Genomic DNA, 14,927 nt, shown 5'->3' on the forward strand with positions numbered 1-14,927 from the left:
GTTATTCGGTCCACAGCACCCAGGTGCCGCTACGGCCGCTGAGTTCGCACACCAGGGCCCGGCCGTCGGCGGTGCGTCCGGTCTTCGCCCCGGAAGCGTCGCACTTCGACCCCGCCTGCTGCACGGCGGTCGCTACGACGTGCGGCCCCGCCCACTGATAGCCGCCGGAGGTGGTGAGGCAGATCAGGGTGCCACCGTCGGCGGCGCTGCCGATCTGGCCGAGCTGCGCCTCGGTGCACGACGAACCCTTCGTGACCGGTCCCTGGGCAACCGAGGAGGTGGTGGTCGCGGCGGGGCTCGGCGCCGCCGCCGTGGTCGTCGCCACCGGACGTTCGACGGTCGTGGGCACCGACGCGACGGGCGTGGGCGCGATCACGGACTGGCGGTTCATCACGTCCGGCAGCCAGTTGCCCGTCAGCAGGACGAACCCGGCCACCGCGGTGATCTCGGCGACGCCGAGCAGCAGCGCGAACATCGCCATGACCCGGCCGCGCGGGTGACTGAAGGCGATGAAGCCGAACACGATGGCGACCGGGAACAGCCCCAGCAGTGCCGCTACGAGCGCGACGATCGCGTACGGATTGACGATCGGCGGGATCTCCACCCGCAGTCGGCCCGTCCGGCGGCGGCTCGGCGGCTGCTCGGGCCAGCGCTCGTCCTCGTCGTCCGCCCAGCGGCCGTCGGGCTCCGGCTCCGACCAGCGATCCTCCGGCTGCGCCTGCGGCCAGCGATCCGTATCACGCCGTTCTGCCCGTGTCATTCAGGTCCCTCTCCACACCAACACCGCGCAGGAACCTCGGACTGCCCGGACCCGCCCCGATATACCGACACAGAATAGGGCGCGCGCGGCGAAAAGATGATTCGAAGTGTCGGATATTTGTGATCGGGCCGTAATAACAAACGTGTCGCAACTCTCGCGAATCTGTTAGCCGAGGCGCATGCTGGTCGACAGACGACCCACCTGACCGCGGCCTTTATCCAGGAGGATCCATGTCCGATAAGACGACGTCGAGCGGCCGGGATACCCCGCATTGGCATGCCAGGGCCGGAGATTTGCTCGACGACAACTTCAACCTGCCGGGCATCGTGTTGTGCACCCTCGGCCTCGTAGCGCTGGCCTGCACTCTGACCGCCGCCGGATACGGGTTCACCGGCTGGACCGGCGTCGGTGTGGTCGTGACGGCCGCGCTGTGGATCACCGGCGTCGGCGCCCTGCTCGTCGAACATCACCGGGAACAGGCGATCGAACTGAAGCACGGCCGCCACGGCCACGGGCCGGGCGCCTTGCGTCCGATTCGCTACAGCGGCGAGCGGTGATCCGGGCCGCCGGGTGACTGCCTGCGGTCGACCTTGGGCAGCGATTCGGTGACCAGCGTCAGCAGCATGTCGCACAGCAGCTCGTGCACCTGCGCGCGGGTGAGCGTGCCGCGCGTGATCCATTCCCGGCCCGCGACCTTGACCAGACCACCGTAGGCACGCACCATCGCGCGCAGTTCGGCGTCGTGTGCCGAATCGGCGAGGCCGACCATCAGCAGCAAGCGCTCGGCCGCCGCGTCGTCGGCGGCGTCGAGAATCTGCTGCACCTCGGGATCGTCACCGACGCCCTCGTGGCTGGTCACCTTCACCCAGGTGCTGCCGTGCTCGGCGATGGTGTCCAGCAGCCAGCGCACGCTGGCGTCGACCCGCTCACGCCAGCTGCCGGTGGGCACGACCATGTTGTCGAGCTTCGGCAACGTCACCATGCGCCGCACCACCGCGAGATAGAGGTCGCGCTTGTTGCCGAAATAGTGGTTGATCAGACCGCGCGCGACGCCCGCGCGCTGCGCCAGTTCGGCGGTGGAGACGGCCGCGTACGGGCGCTCGCCGAACATGTCGATCGCGCAGGCGAGGATCTGCGCGCGCCGCTCGTCGGGTTCGAGCCTGCGGCGGCGCGGTAGCGCCGGGTCGGCGCCACCGTCCGCGGCCGCACTCCTGGTGTCAGAGAGAGCGGGCAATGAGATCCTTCATCACCTCGTTGCTGCCCGCCAGGATGCGCAGGACGCGGGCGCCGGTGTAGAGCTGGGAAATCGGATACTCCGTCATGTAGCCGTAGCCGCCGAACAGTTGCAGGCAGCGGTCCACCACGATACCGAGCTGATCGGTCAGCCAGTATTTCGACATGGCAGCGCTGGGAATGTCGAGTTCACCGCGCAGGTGCTTGTCGATGCAGTCGTCGAGGAAGGTGCGCGAGACCTTGGTGATGGTCGCGCACTCGGCGAGTTCGAACTTGGTGTTCTGCATGGCGAACAGCGGTTTGCCGAACGCTTCGCGGCCCTTGGTGTAATCGACGGTGAGCTGCACCGCCTTCTCCATCATGGCGACCGCGATGATCGCCGTGACCAGGCGTTCCTGCGCGAGCATCTGCATCATCTGGTAGAAGCCCTGCCCCTCGGCGCCGCCGAGGAGGTTGGACGCGGGCACGCGCAGGCCGTCGAAGAACAGCTCCGCGGTGTCCTGGGCCTTGCCGCCGATCTTGTTCAGGATGCGCCCGCGCTCGAAACCGGGAGTGTCGTCACCGACTTCGGCGAAGATCAGCGAGACACCGGCCGCGCCCTTGGCCGGGTCGGTCTTGGCGGCGATGATGATGCCGTCGCAGAGCCAGCCGTTGGTGATGAAGATCTTCGAGCCGGTGATGACGTACTCGTCGCCCTCCAGTACCGCGCGGGTCTTGATGTTCTGCAGGTCCGATCCGGTGCCCGGCTCGGTCATGCCGATGGACAGCACGATCTCGCCGCTCGCGGCCTTGGGCAGCACACGCCGCTTGAGTTCCTCGGAACCGAACTCGTACAGGTACGGAGCGATGATCGAGCTGTGCACGGGGATGCCCATCGATCCGTCCCCGGCGCGGGCCTGCTCTTCGATGATGGCGGCTTCGTGCGCGAAAGTACCGCCGCCACCGCCGTATTCGGCGGGAATCGCGGGACACAGCAGGCCGAGTTCACCGGCCCGGTTGTACAGCGCACGATCGGGGTGCCCTTGCGCGACGAATTTCTCCTCATGGGGCACGACCTCCTTCTCGAAGAAGGTCTTCGCCAGGTCTCGTACCGCCTCGACCTCGTCGTCACTCCACGCCGCGCGCGCCATCGCTGGATCCTTTGCTAGCTCCGGTCCGGCCCCGTCGCCGGTTACGCCCCAGATTCCCGAACTATTGGCGAGTTGTCAACAAGGAGAGCGGGCCGAGGTCACGGCCCCGAAGCCGCGCCCGCCCGTCCGGATGACAAGGCCCGACCAGGAGCGGAGGCGGGCGGCCGACCGAGCGCTGCGGAAGAACAGGCGCCCATGCCGCGATCCCGGTGGTGAGCTGCGCCATATTCGGGTGTTTTACCTTTCCCTCCAGGGGTCAATCCTTCGTACTGTCCGTATCGGAATTACTGACATCGGGCACGACGGCGACGTGCCATCGGATCGGTAGCCGGCAGCGAATGAGGTAAGGACATGACCGAACTGCTCGACACCACCGAAGCGCCCCGACCGGACCGCACCTGGACGGTCGACCGGGACGGCGCCGAACTCGCCGTCTTCGAATGGGGTGATGCCGCCGCGGAGCCCTTGGTGCTGGTGCACGGCCTCACCGACACCCATCGCGTGTGGTCCACGGTCGCGGCCCTGCTGGCCGACGGCTTCCGGATCATCACCTATGACGTTCGCGGGCACGGGGATTCGGCCGTTCCCGCCGTACTGTCGGAGTATCGCCTCGGCACTCTGGCGGAGGACTTCTTCGCGGTGATCGACGCCGCCAGCCCGCGCAGGCCGGTGCACACATGCGGCCACGGCTGGGGCGCGGTGCAACTGTGGGAAGCGGTCTGCGACGAGCGTGCCAACACCCGCATCGCCTCGTTCACCGCGATCGCCGGACCGAACCTCGATCATCTCGGCCTGTGGCTGCGCGCGCTGGCGCCCCGCGCGGGCCGCGAACTCCGCGACCTGGGCTGGTGGTTGCACGGTGCGCGCTGGGCGCTGACGCCCGGTCCGATGGCCCGCAGGCTCTACCCGCCCCGCGTGCGCGGCCTGCTCGTGCGCGGGCTCGGGGGAGTATCACCGCTGCCCGCGCGGATCGCGCGCACCTGGCGTGGCGATCTGCTCGCGGGCGCGCGCATCGCGCAGGCGAATCTGCTGCACCACTTGGGCAAGCCGCGGGTGCGGCGGACCGCCGTCCCGGTTCAGCTACTGGTCGACACCACCGACCCGTTCGTCCCGGCCGCCGTCTACGACGCCTCCGCGCGCTGGGTGGACAAGCTGTGGCGCCGCGCCGTCCCGGCGAATCACTGGCTGCCGATCACCGAGCCGTTGCTGGTCGCCGAGGCCATCGCCAACTTCGTCGACGACCTGCGCGCCGACCGCGCGGCGATCGCCCCGCGCAGCAGCTGACCACGGCGTACCGGACGGGGCGCGAGCGACCGGTCCGGCGAGTTTGCGACAATGGGCCGGTCGTCTGCCCAGCTCGATGAAGGATGTCCCCCGCCGCGATGGCCGAAAGCATGATCGATCCCGAGGACCTCGCGACCTGTCTTCGAGTCTTGGAGCAGGCCGGAACGCTCGAGAAGGAACATCCCGACTCGGTGGCGGTGCAGCGCGCGGTCGGGCACATGTTCAAGAAGCTCAAGCAGCGGCGCCGCTCGGATGCGCGCGCGGCGGTGTCGGCCGCCGACCGCGCGGTGGTCGCCGCGACCGCGACCGGCTCGCCGAACCGGATCGATGACGAGACCGCGGGCATCCCGATCAGCTCCACCACCACCGGAGCCAGCGCGGGCACGCTGATCCGCCCGCGTCCCTGCTACATCTGCAAGCAGCGCTACACCCGGGTCGATGCCTTCTACCACCAGCTGTGCCCGGACTGCGCGACGCGCAGCCACACCAAACGGGACGCTCGTACCGATCTGACCGGACGGCGGGCACTGCTCACCGGCGGCCGCGCCAAGATCGGCATGTACATCGCGCTGCGACTGCTGCGCGACGGCGCGCACACCACCATCACGACCCGCTTCCCCAACGACGCGATCCGGCGTTTCGCCGCGATGGACGACAGCGCCGACTGGTTGCACCGATTGCGCATCGTCGGCATCGATCTGCGCGACCCGGCCCAGGTGGTCGCCTTGGCCGACGATGTCGCCGCCCAGGGCCCGCTGGACATCCTGATCAACAACGCCGCACAGACGGTCCGTCGCTCCCCCGGCGCCTACAGCGCCCTGGTCGAGGCGGAATCGGGCCCGCTGCCCGCGGGCGCGCTGCCGGAGGTGGTCAGCTTCGGCAAGACCATGCAGGCGCACCCCACCGCGCTGACCGCCTCGCTCACCCCGGCGCTCACCGCCGCCGATGTCGCCGAGCTGGCCTTGGTCGCCGGATCGGCGACGCTGGAACGGATCGCGCGCGGCGTCGCGATCGACGCGGGCGGCCTGGTGCCCGATCTCGCGCACACCAACAGCTGGGTGCAGACCGTCACGCAGGTGGATCCGACCGAACTGCTGGAAGTGCAGCTGTGCAACTCGGTCGCGCCGTTCATTCTCGTCTCGCGCCTGCGCCCGGCGATGGCGGCCGCCGCGGCGCGCCGGAAGTACGTCGTGAACGTCTCCGCGATGGAAGGGCAGTTCTCCCGCGCGTACAAGGGTCCGGGACACCCGCACACCAATATGGCCAAGGCGGCGCTGAACATGCTGACCCGCACCAGCGCCAGGGAGATGCTGGAGCAGGACAGCATCCTGATGACCGCGGTCGACACCGGCTGGATCACCGACGAGCGCCCGCACTACACCAAGATCCGCCTCGCCGAAGAAGGTTTCCACGCCCCGCTGGACCTGGTCGACGGCGCGGCGCGGGTCTACGACCCCATCGTGCAGGGTGAGAACGGGATCGATCTGTTCGGCTGCTTCCTCAAGGACTACCAGCCTTCCCCGTGGTAGCGGCCGGCTCGGGACCAGCCGCGCGAGGGAAGGTTACGCTGGAAGCGTGCTGTACCGGCTGTTGGCCGACGCCACCGCCGTCACGCATTTCGCGTTCGTGGCCTACGTGGTGGTCGGCGGATTCCTCGCGTGGCGCTTCGGGCGCACGATCTGGCTGCACGTGCTCGCGGTCTGCTGGGGATTCAGCACGATCGTGTTCGGCATCGACTGCCCGCTCACGTATCTGGAGAACTGGGCGCGCGAGCGTGCCGGGGAGCAGCGGCTGCCGTCGAGCGGGTTCATCGATCACTACATCACCGGCGTGATCTACCCCGAAAGCGCACTCGGGTTGGTGCGGGCAGTCGTGGCCGCGCTGGTGGTGGCGTCCTGGATCGGCTATGGGTGGGCGCTGCGCCGGCGGGCCACCCCGGCCACCCGTGTGCACGCGCCGCACTGACGAGGCGGCCGGTGCTCAGGCGCCGAGGTGGCGCTCCACGAAGCTCGCGACCTGCGCGCCGTGCTCGTCCAGGTAGAAATGCCCGCCGGGGAACGTCGCGCGATCGAATCCGCCGCTGGTGTGCGCTCGCCATTCGTCGGCCTGTTCGGGTCGCATCGTCGGGTCCTCGGTGCTGACCAGCGCCGCGATGTCGACGCGCAACGGTTCTCCCGGCTGATGACGATAGGTCTCGACCGCTCGATAGTCCGCGCGCACGGCGGGCAGCACGAGTTCGGCGAGGCCCGGCTCGGCGCGCAGCATATCCAGCGGAGCGGGATCCGAGGCCAGCCGTGCCAGCTCATCGATGAGCGCGTCGTCGGAGGCGAGGTGCAGCCGCTGCGTCTCCTCGAATGTCGGTGCGGGACGGCCGGAGACGAACAGGGTGGCCAGCGGCTGCCCGGCGCGCTCCAGCCTGCGCGCGGTCTCGAACGCCACGGTCGCGCCCATGCTGTGGCCGAACAAGGACAGCGACGAGATCTCGCCCTGCGCGAGCACCTCTCGCGCGATCCGGTCCGCCAGTGCGGCCAGGTCGGTGATCAGGTCGTCGCCCAACCGGTCCTGCCGCCCGGGATACTGGACCGCGGACACCGCGACGCCCGGCCCGAACCGCTGTGCGAGATCTCGGTATGCCGTGGCCGAGCCTCCGCCCGGCGGGAAGCACAGCAGGTGATGCCGCACGACCGCCTCGGATCGCAGCGTCCGCAACCACTCCGAGTCGGTGATACCGCCTGCCATGTTCGATCTCCCTTCTCCGTCGCATGTCCCGGTGCGCGGCCGGACCAGACCACGGTAGTCGCCCCGGGCGCCGCATCGGGTCAGGGCGTGAAGGTCTGTAGATGGTCCACGGTGACGAAAGTGCTCCGCGGGCTCGCCGCACGCACCGCCGCTCGTAGCGGCTCCAGACCGCCCCAGTCGCGAGCGGGTTCGGTGAGTGGATGGTCGAAGTCGTCCCAGTGGGTGGGCAGCACGTAGCGCGGGTTGCCGGTGGCGCGCAGCAGGCGCCCGACGTAGTCCTGGATCTTTCCGCCTCCAGCGGGCAGCAGCAGCACGTCCGGGCGCAAGCCCGCCAGTTCCGACTCGATGTAGTTCGAGCCGCCGAAGTTCAGCACGCTCACCCCGCCGCCGCTCACCTCGTAGGCGAGCGTGCCGCCCTCGACCAGATCACGAATCACTCGGGGCTGCGGCAGTTCTCCCGCGCCCAGGCCTGGACGGGTACCCGCGAAAGCCACCGTGGCACGCGCCCCGGAAGCGGAGTGCAGCGAACGCAGCACCCGGATGGTGTACCCGTCGAAACGGAGGAATTCGCCGCCCGTCGCCAAGGCGAGCTGTTGCTCCGGAGCGCCGAGCGCGGCCATGAGGTTCAGGTGCGTCTCGGTGCCGAGCACCGTCGCTCCGGTCTTCTTCGCCAGATACGGCACGTCGGTGAGGTGGTCGTAGTGGCCGTGGGTGACCAGGATGTGATCGGCGCGCAATTCACCGCTGTCGACGTAGTGGTCGATCAGCGCGGTATCCACGGTGATCGGCGTCTGCGGATCCGCGCCCTCGGCGGTGTAGGTTCCGGTATGGAACCTGGTCAGCCAGGGGTCTATGAGCACGACCTTGCCCCCCGGCAGGCGGATCTCCCAGCTGTTGTTGCCCCACCACCGCAGCGTCACCCCGCCGGGCGATCCGCCCGCGGGCACCGAAGTCGCCGCACCATTGTCGACGGAATCCGTTGTAGCGCAAGCGACTAGCCCTGCCAGCGCGGCCGCGCCCGCCGTCGCACCGAGAAATTCACGCCGTCCGAAACCAGTCATGCGGGCACCACACCACATGCCCTGCGGCCGTGTCCAAGACCGATGGCGGCGCTCGGTGATATCGGAAGCGATATCGTCGCAGCGTGGACCAGCTGCGCCAGCTCCGGTATTTCGTCGCCGTCGCCGAGGAATTGCATTTCGGGCGGGCCGCCGAGCGGCTCGGCATCGCCCAGCCGCCGCTGAGCCAGCGCATCCGCCGCCTGGAGGCCGACCTCGGCGCGCGTCTGTTCGACCGCGACAGCCGCCGCGTCGAACTCACCGAGGCCGGGCAGATTCTGCTCGCCGAGTCGCGAGACCTGCTCGCGCGCTGGGAGCGGACGAGAACACTGGTCGGGAAGGCGCATCGGGGCGAGATGGACGCCGTGCGGATCGGAGTGCCGCCCGAACTGGCCGGGCGGGTGCTCGCCGCGCTGCTCACCGCGTTCGAGGCCAGGGACGTCCGGGTGGATCTGCAGGAACTGACCACCGCCGAGCAGGTCCGGCTGCTCGCCGACCGTCAATTGGACGCCGGGGTGCTGCAACACCCGGTCGACGTGGTCGGCCTGGAACTCGGCCCGGTGGTGGAGACGCCGCTCGGCGTGGTGCTGCCCCGTGATTCGCCGCTGGCCGCGCGGTCGGCGCTGGAACTGGCCGACCTCGCCGGGCACGGCTTGGTGATCTTCCCGCGCGCCGCCGCACCCGGACTCTACGACGCCACGCTGCGCCGCTGCTGGGAGCACGGCTTCCGCCCGGCGTCGGTGCAGCACGCGCGCAATCCCGAATTCGTCCTGGGCATGGTGCTCTCGGGGCGGGGTGTGGCCTTCGACCAGGGGATGGTGGCGCAGAAGGAACCCCGCGTGGTCTGGCGGCCACTGCCGGAGGGCACGCTGAGTCATCGGTTGACGCTGGCCTGGCCGGTGGGCGTGGCGCATCCGCTGGTGGGGGAGCTGGCCGAACTGGTCGTCGCGGTGCTGGAAGGCGACGGCGCGTCACGGCCGAGTCCGGTCGCGGACCCGCCGCAACGGCCATGGAACGTCGTCTACGGCCCGCCGTGAACGATCCGGCCGATCGCCTCGACGGCGGCTGCGCCGATGGCGCGATCCACCTGCGGCAGCCGCTGCGCCAAGGTCGCCGCGCGGGTGAAAACCGCCACGGCATAACGCTTTCCATCCGGATACTCGACGACGCCGACCTCGTTGCGCACACCGGGCAACGTCCCCGTCTTGGCCCAGACCTGCACGTCCGGGGGAAAGGCGGCGGCGAGCCGGTACCAGTTCACCTGCTGACGCATCAGATCACGCACCCACCGGCACGCCTCCGGTGCGCCCGCCTCGTCCCGGGCGATCAGGGTGAGCAGCCGCGCCATCTCCCGCGGGGTGCTCGCGGTGGTGCGCCGCGGGTCCAGCGCGCGGGTGCGCAGCACCTGCTCGGCGTCGAGCGAGGGAAACCGGCGGGCGAACTCGTCCGCGTCGGCCGCGCCGATGTCCTCGGCCATGGACTGCACCACGGTGCGCGGCGGACCCACCACGCGGGTGGCGGCGAGGCCCAGTTCACGCAGCAGCGAGCGCACGTTGTCCAGCCCCACCCGGTCGAACAGCAGGTCCGCCGCGGTGTTGTCGCTGACGGTGAGCGCGAAGTACGCCGCGTCGCGCAGGCTGAACTCGACGTCGTCGGCGCAGCCCGCCGTGCCGACGCCGCCGAGCCGATCCGCCGCCCGCGCCCGCACTCGGTCGGCGGGGTCCAACTGTCCCGCCGCTACTTGCCTGGCGAACTCCAGGACCAGCGGCACCTTCACCACCGAGGCGAGCACCACCGGTTCGTCCGCCCGGACGCCCGCCTCGGCGCCGCAATCGACGCACCGGGCATGCACCCACCCCTCGACGCCGACAGTCCGAAAGATCTCCTGCACCGATGCAGCATCCCCGTCCGCGGTGGCGGGTACGGCACCGGGGCGTGCCGGACGGCTCAGGCGCCGCCGGGGCTCGTCCGCGCGATTCACTGTTCGAGTTCGGCGATCCGCTACCGATAGTCGGCCAATTCCGTGAGACGAGAACTTATTTCGTCGGTCAACTGAGCGATCCGGCCGAGGTAGCGGTGCGGGGGGCGGTCGGCCCAGTAGGCGCCGGCTGCTGCGGTGCAGCATGTGGACACGCTGGCCGATACGTCCGGTTTTCGCGCCCGCCACTATCCTCCTTGGCGAGAAGTCCGCTCGGACAGGCTCTTTCGTGCCGCTTGGGTGCTGCGACCGGCCCGGCATCCACCACCGCCCGAGACGCCGGAGCCTCGAGCTCGTCAGCATTTCGTCCGCTATTCCGGCATCGCCCTTGTGCGATCCGGCGGTCGCCGTTCGGGCCTGCCCACGGGTTCCACCTGGACGGGCGCGCCATCCGTTCGTCGACCACCCCGCCGCATCGAGGCGCGGCACGCCCGCATGCGGGTCACACCGGTCGCCGAACCGAATCGGCGCAGGTGACACCACGGAACGACGGTGCGGCGCGGAAGCCGCGGACCGCATCCGCCGCGGTGTGACGACCACCGCACCCGAGTTCGCCGTAGCGCCAACTACGCTGAAGCGAGTGAACACGCACGCACGGCTCGTCCAGGACTACGAGGCCGGTATCGGTGTCACCGCCTCACCCGTCTCCCCCGCGCCCGATCCAGGTAGCAATCTCGCTGCGACACTACCGGTCTGGGCACTCGCCGCCGGGTCGGTCGCGGCGCTGACCGCCGCGGCGAACCGCATGCGAGCGGCCCGCGGTCTGGCCCTGGTGGCGCATCGCATCGACCCGGCCCGCATCACCGCGGCCTTCTCCAGCGAGCGTCTGTTACGCATCGGCGGCCAACTGCCGACGCAGTTCGCCGACCTCTCCGGCTTCTTCCCCACCTTCGACGGATGGGTTCGCACGCACGCCAACTATCCGCATCACCGGGCGCGACTGCTCGCCACACTCGGCTTGCCCGAGTCCGTGCCGGTCGATCTCGCCGTCGCCCGCATTGCGATGATCCGCGCCTCGGATCTGGAGGAACAGGCCTCCGCGCAGGGCGCTATCGCGGTCCGCGTCCGCACCGAGGAGGAGTGGACCGCGAGCCCGGAAGGACAGGCCGCGGCGGCGGGCCCATTGGTCGCGATCGACCGGCGCGCCGACCGCGGGGAAGCTGGATTGCCTGCGGGCGCCGCACCTTTGCAGCCGCTGCGAGGATTGCGTGTGCTCGATCTGACCAGGGTGATCGCGGGCCCGGTCGCGACGCGGGCGCTGGCTTTGCTCGGCGCCGAAGTGCTGCGGGTCGACCCGCCGCAACTGCCCGAGATCCCCTGGCAATTCGCCGACACCTGTCAGGGCAAGCGCTCGGCGTTGGTCGATCTGCGCACCAGTGGCCTCGATGATCTGATCGCCGCCGCCGACGTGCTGATCACCGGTTACCGGCCGGGCGCGCTGGAGCGCGCCGGGGTGCGGGCCGCCGCCCGCCCAGGGCTGATCCACGGGCGGGTGTCCGCCTGGGGTGAAGCCGGGCCGTGGGGTGAGCGGCGTGGCTTCGACAGCATCGTGCAGGCCACATCCGGCATCTCGATCCTGGAGGGCGCGCCCTCCGTGCCAGGGGCGCTACCCGCGCAGGCGCTCGACCACGCTTCGGGTTACCTGCTCGCCGCCGGAGTGATCGACGCCTTGGTCGCGCGCGCGAGCGACGGCATCGGGCGGGACGTGCGTGTGGCTCTGGCCCGCACCGCGTCCTGGCTGCTCAGCGCGCCCGACCGCACACCACGTCATCCGGCAGCCGCGGAGCCGAGCGCAGCGCAGGTGGTCCGGCACGGACAAGTCGTCACCGCGCCCCCCGTACTCCCCGAATACCCGGACTACGCCTGGCCCGCACCCGCCTACGGCGCGGACCGCCCCGCCTGGCCCCTGCCGACCCACTGATCCCGCTGGGGCGCCGCGGAATTCGTTCGGCGGCGCCCCCGATCTCGCGCGATGAAATGATGCTCCGCGCGTCGTATGCTTCGGCATGACGCTGAGACACCGCAACGACTTCAGTGCTCTCGTGACGTGTCCGGCTTCATGCGTCCGGCGCTGATCAGCGTTTGGCGTGCCGCCTCCTTCCGAGGGCACTCGGTTGCGCGGCAGCCTCGGTGCTGCTGCATGGTCGCGTGCGCTTCTTCGACGTTCAAGGGCCGCTCGGGGGCTGGGTGAGGCCAGCCCGTAGGTCCCCGTCGGCTGGCTCTCCACTCCGCTTGGACACGGTCGACGATGTCCTGGACGCTATACCCCGCACCGGATGGTTCGCCATCGTCTTGCCACCAATTCGAGCTCATTGCCGTCTGCATCCTCATGTCGTTTTGGGGTTGGGAGTCACCGGAGTCAGAGGAGCATCCACTCCGGCCCCGGGGCGCTTCCGGAGCCTCCGCCCATTCACGGAGGGCGGTGAGATAGTCCGTCAACACCTCGATGGGCAATCCGTTCCAGGTAGCAAGCGGCCCGAGGAACGGTGTTCGTTGCGGTAGGTCGCTGGTGTGTCCTGCCATCTCGTGCATCGAGCCCCTAGGCCTCGTCATCGGCGATCGTCGTTCTCATCGGCCCCGCGTCGAGGCGACCCTTGACAAAGGCCATCACTTCGGCGAGGACGCGATCGTGCCCGTCGGAGGGAAGCAGGTCATGTCCGATGCCGAGTCGTTCGAGGACCTTCGCGACGTGCCGGTCGGCCAGCGACCGGAATTCCGGATCGGTGCCCCGTGGCTTGCTCAGGTCCAATGGGATTCTCGGATCGAGCACCGTGCGCAGGATGAGGTCATAGTGACCGGCGTGCCGAGTAACCAGCTGCTCGAGCTGGTCGATGTTCACGGGATCGGGTTGATCGCCCCGGTATTCCAAAGCGGCTTCGTAATATCCGAGCGCATCCGATACGGGCCGATCGACCAGGACCACGTCCGCCCGGCTCCAAGCCTGCGCTTCCAGAGACATTCCGCGCGAGACGATCCACAGTGTCGATGCCCACGTGTGTTGCTGGAGGATCGGCAACCCGTGCTCCGTGGCCTCCGCGCCGAGGTCGGCAACGACCGCCACCTCGACGCGTTCGCGATGCAGCTGTCCGGTGACCTGCCGCAGGAAGGTGGTCTTGCCGGTCGAGTGCGTCCCGGTGACCGCGACGGTCACTGGGCGTACGAAATCGGTGCTCACCACAGCCGTCCTTCTGGTTCTCTCGGCGGAATGAACTCCGCAGGCGCCGCCGCCTGCACGAGTTCGTCCCAACGGAATCCGCCTTCGTGAACCAGCCGCACCAGCAGCTGCCAGGCCGCCCAGGTGTCCCACCCGGCGCGGTGATGGCCGTGATCTGAGACCGCGGTTGTGTCCAGCTCCGCGTGGGTGACCAGCTTTTCCAGTGCGTAACCACCGATGCCGGGCCACACCGCTTTGGCGAGTCTCAACGTGTCGAGCACCATCGGTGGTGTCCAGTCCGGCAGGTGTTCGGAGAGAACCCGCCTTTCCAGATTCGCGTTGTGCGCGATCAGGACCCTTCCCGTCAGGGCCGCCTCGATCTTTTCCGACACCTCCGGCCAGGTCGGGCATTCGGCCACGTCGGCGTTGGTGATGCCATGGACCTTGCGGGTCACGATCGGGGTGATCGGCCGGGCGGGGCGGACCAGCCACGACCGCATATCGTCGACCCCCACCATCGCGCCGGAGACCGGCAGGATCGCGATCTCGATGATTTCGGGTGGCGTCTGCCCATTGCCTTCGACATCGACGACAGCGAAGTCTTTGCCGTGCAGTGCGTCGGGAACCTTCATCGTGTCGCCTCCTGTGTGTGAACCCATCCGGTGTCTGCCCGTCCGTGCCTGCCGAAGTGGTGTGGGCGCCTGATGTCGTTGACCTGGTAGCCGAGATTGTGCTGAAGGAAGTTGCGACGCCCTTCGGGCAGTCCCTCAACGATCACCGCTCGGTTGGTGATCTCGAGCAACTGGCCGCCGAGCCGCTGAACCCAGGCCGCGGTCGATTCCTCGCCTGGGCGCTGCCAATCGTCCGCGCAGCGTTTGATCTGTGCGACAGGGCAGATATCACACAACTCTCGGACACCGTAGTGCCCGTTGTAGTCGGCGACGCTATGCGCGAAGGTCACCCCGCAACTCGTCTTCCGGAACAACGGCGATCCGAACCCGGCACGATTGGCCAGAATCCGCTGCTCCAACTGCTCGGGGAATATCTTGCGTGAGGGATTGTCGTCGTACAGCCCGGGCAGACCGTTCTCCCGGTAGTAGTCGCGGATCTGGTCTTTGAAGAAAAGGCCTGTGAAGACGGTGGCGTGGGCGAAATGGCTGAGTTCACGCGCCCGGTCCAGATGGGCGTCGGAGTCGTTGAGCTCCGGCACGATCGGGCGCCAGTAGAGGATCACGCGATAGCTCTCGGCGTGCTCGAACGCGGTCCGCAGCGAAGTCGCCGCGATATTGGAGTCGACCGGTTCGATGCGCTCGTCTTCGATTCCACTGTGCGTGACCAGGACGGTCAGCCGGATGTTGTGGAAGGTGTTGAGGACCGGGCAGTCCTCTGGCTCGATCCGCCACCGCGTGATGAGCAGGACGTGGTTGGTAATACCCTGCTCATCGAGTAGACGCAGCATCTCGAGGGTGTGCGGCTTCACCGCGGGAAGCATGGGATCGGTCGCTCTGTTCAGCAGCTGGATCGGGGTCACATGCGGGCGGAAGTGCTTGTTGCGCAGCAGCATCCGAGCTGCGTTTTCCTCGTCCATCAG

15 protein-coding genes are annotated in these 14,927 nt (G+C 68.9%); 6 read left to right on the forward strand and 9 right to left on the reverse strand.

All coding sequences use genetic code 11. The annotated features are described in order from the left end of the window. Position 1: 1 nt before the first annotated feature. Positions 2 to 760 carry a DUF4190 domain-containing protein gene (locus ACWEH3_RS11165; protein ID WP_450020114.1) on the reverse strand — a complete coding sequence of 253 codons (759 nt, stop codon included), beginning with the start codon at positions 758 to 760 and terminating at the stop codon, positions 2 to 4. A 230-nt stretch (positions 761 to 990) separates the two neighbouring features. Here ACWEH3_RS11165 and ACWEH3_RS11170 point away from each other — a divergent pair, with 230 nt between their 5' ends. Continuing rightward, complete coding sequence (locus ACWEH3_RS11170) at positions 991 to 1,317, forward strand: hypothetical protein (RefSeq protein WP_450020116.1); 327 nt, start codon at positions 991 to 993, stop codon at positions 1,315 to 1,317. Here the strand turns inward: ACWEH3_RS11170 and ACWEH3_RS11175 are convergent. Together ACWEH3_RS11175 and ACWEH3_RS11180 are read right to left on the reverse strand one after the other, a co-directional pair. Continuing rightward, the gene (locus tag ACWEH3_RS11175) at positions 1,299 to 1,994 is read right to left on the reverse strand and encodes a TetR/AcrR family transcriptional regulator (protein ID WP_450020118.1); all 696 of its coding nucleotides are present in this window, start codon (positions 1,992 to 1,994) and stop codon (positions 1,299 to 1,301) included. The genes ACWEH3_RS11170 and ACWEH3_RS11175 overlap by 19 nt on opposite strands. Beyond that, a complete protein-coding gene (locus ACWEH3_RS11180) occupies positions 1,978 to 3,123 on the reverse strand; it encodes an acyl-CoA dehydrogenase family protein (RefSeq protein ID WP_450020120.1) in 1,146 nt (381 codons plus the stop codon). Before ACWEH3_RS11180 ends, ACWEH3_RS11175 begins: the two co-directional genes overlap by 17 nt. Before the next feature lie 351 nt (positions 3,124 to 3,474). On the opposite strand from ACWEH3_RS11180, the gene ACWEH3_RS11185 reads away from it, so the two are divergent. From ACWEH3_RS11185 to ACWEH3_RS11195, 3 genes are all read left to right on the forward strand, one after another. Continuing rightward, positions 3,475 to 4,407: an alpha/beta fold hydrolase gene (locus ACWEH3_RS11185; RefSeq protein ID WP_450020122.1), complete on the forward strand. Its 933-nt coding sequence runs from the start codon at positions 3,475 to 3,477 to the stop codon at positions 4,405 to 4,407. A gap of 98 nt (positions 4,408 to 4,505) precedes the next feature. After that, on the forward strand, positions 4,506 to 5,936 hold the full coding sequence (locus tag ACWEH3_RS11190) for an SDR family NAD(P)-dependent oxidoreductase (protein ID WP_450020124.1): 1,431 nt from the start codon (positions 4,506 to 4,508) through the stop codon (positions 5,934 to 5,936). A gap of 46 nt (positions 5,937 to 5,982) precedes the next feature. Continuing rightward, entirely contained in the window at positions 5,983 to 6,372 is a 390-nt protein-coding gene (locus ACWEH3_RS11195) for a DUF2784 domain-containing protein (protein WP_355078435.1), read from the forward strand. A gap of 15 nt (positions 6,373 to 6,387) precedes the next feature. On the opposite strand, the gene ACWEH3_RS11200 is transcribed toward ACWEH3_RS11195, so the two are convergent. Next, on the reverse strand, positions 6,388 to 7,146 hold the full coding sequence (locus tag ACWEH3_RS11200; protein WP_450020126.1) for a thioesterase II family protein: 759 nt from the start codon (positions 7,144 to 7,146) through the stop codon (positions 6,388 to 6,390). A gap of 80 nt (positions 7,147 to 7,226) precedes the next feature. Beyond that, entirely contained in the window at positions 7,227 to 8,207 is a 981-nt protein-coding gene (locus tag ACWEH3_RS11205) for an MBL fold metallo-hydrolase (RefSeq protein WP_450020128.1), read from the reverse strand. Between the two features lie 83 nt (positions 8,208 to 8,290). Between ACWEH3_RS11205 and ACWEH3_RS11210 the strand changes: the two genes are divergently transcribed. Then, the gene (locus tag ACWEH3_RS11210) at positions 8,291 to 9,241 is read left to right on the forward strand and encodes a LysR family transcriptional regulator (RefSeq protein WP_450020130.1); all 951 of its coding nucleotides are present in this window, start codon (positions 8,291 to 8,293) and stop codon (positions 9,239 to 9,241) included. Here the strand turns inward: ACWEH3_RS11210 and ACWEH3_RS11215 are convergent. Further along, positions 9,226 to 10,095, reverse strand: coding sequence for a serine hydrolase (locus ACWEH3_RS11215; protein WP_450020132.1), 870 nt, complete (start codon positions 10,093 to 10,095; stop codon positions 9,226 to 9,228). The two genes, ACWEH3_RS11210 and ACWEH3_RS11215, sit on opposite strands and share 16 nt — an antisense overlap. Before the next feature lie 667 nt (positions 10,096 to 10,762). On the opposite strand from ACWEH3_RS11215, the gene ACWEH3_RS11220 reads away from it, so the two are divergent. Further along, positions 10,763 to 12,103 carry a CoA transferase gene (locus ACWEH3_RS11220; protein ID WP_450020134.1) on the forward strand — a complete coding sequence of 447 codons (1,341 nt, stop codon included), beginning with the start codon at positions 10,763 to 10,765 and terminating at the stop codon, positions 12,101 to 12,103. Between the two features lie 618 nt (positions 12,104 to 12,721). On the opposite strand, the gene ACWEH3_RS11225 is transcribed toward ACWEH3_RS11220, so the two are convergent. Genes ACWEH3_RS11225 through ACWEH3_RS11235 form a run of 3 tightly spaced genes read right to left on the reverse strand, consistent with a single transcriptional unit; the run spans position 12,722 to position 14,924 of the window. Beyond that, positions 12,722 to 13,357 carry an AAA family ATPase gene (locus ACWEH3_RS11225; protein ID WP_450020136.1) on the reverse strand — a complete coding sequence of 212 codons (636 nt, stop codon included), beginning with the start codon at positions 13,355 to 13,357 and terminating at the stop codon, positions 12,722 to 12,724. Continuing rightward, positions 13,354 to 13,968 (reverse strand): 3'-5' exonuclease, encoded by a 615-nt coding sequence (locus ACWEH3_RS11230; RefSeq protein WP_450020138.1) that lies wholly within the window; start codon positions 13,966 to 13,968, stop codon positions 13,354 to 13,356. Before ACWEH3_RS11230 ends, ACWEH3_RS11225 begins: the two co-directional genes overlap by 4 nt. Beyond that, the gene (locus ACWEH3_RS11235; protein WP_450020140.1) at positions 13,965 to 14,924 is read right to left on the reverse strand and encodes a radical SAM protein; all 960 of its coding nucleotides are present in this window, start codon (positions 14,922 to 14,924) and stop codon (positions 13,965 to 13,967) included. Before ACWEH3_RS11235 ends, ACWEH3_RS11230 begins: the two co-directional genes overlap by 4 nt. Positions 14,925 to 14,927 lie beyond the last annotated feature (3 nt).

It is taken from the genome of Nocardia sp. NPDC004718 (assembly GCF_053601535.1).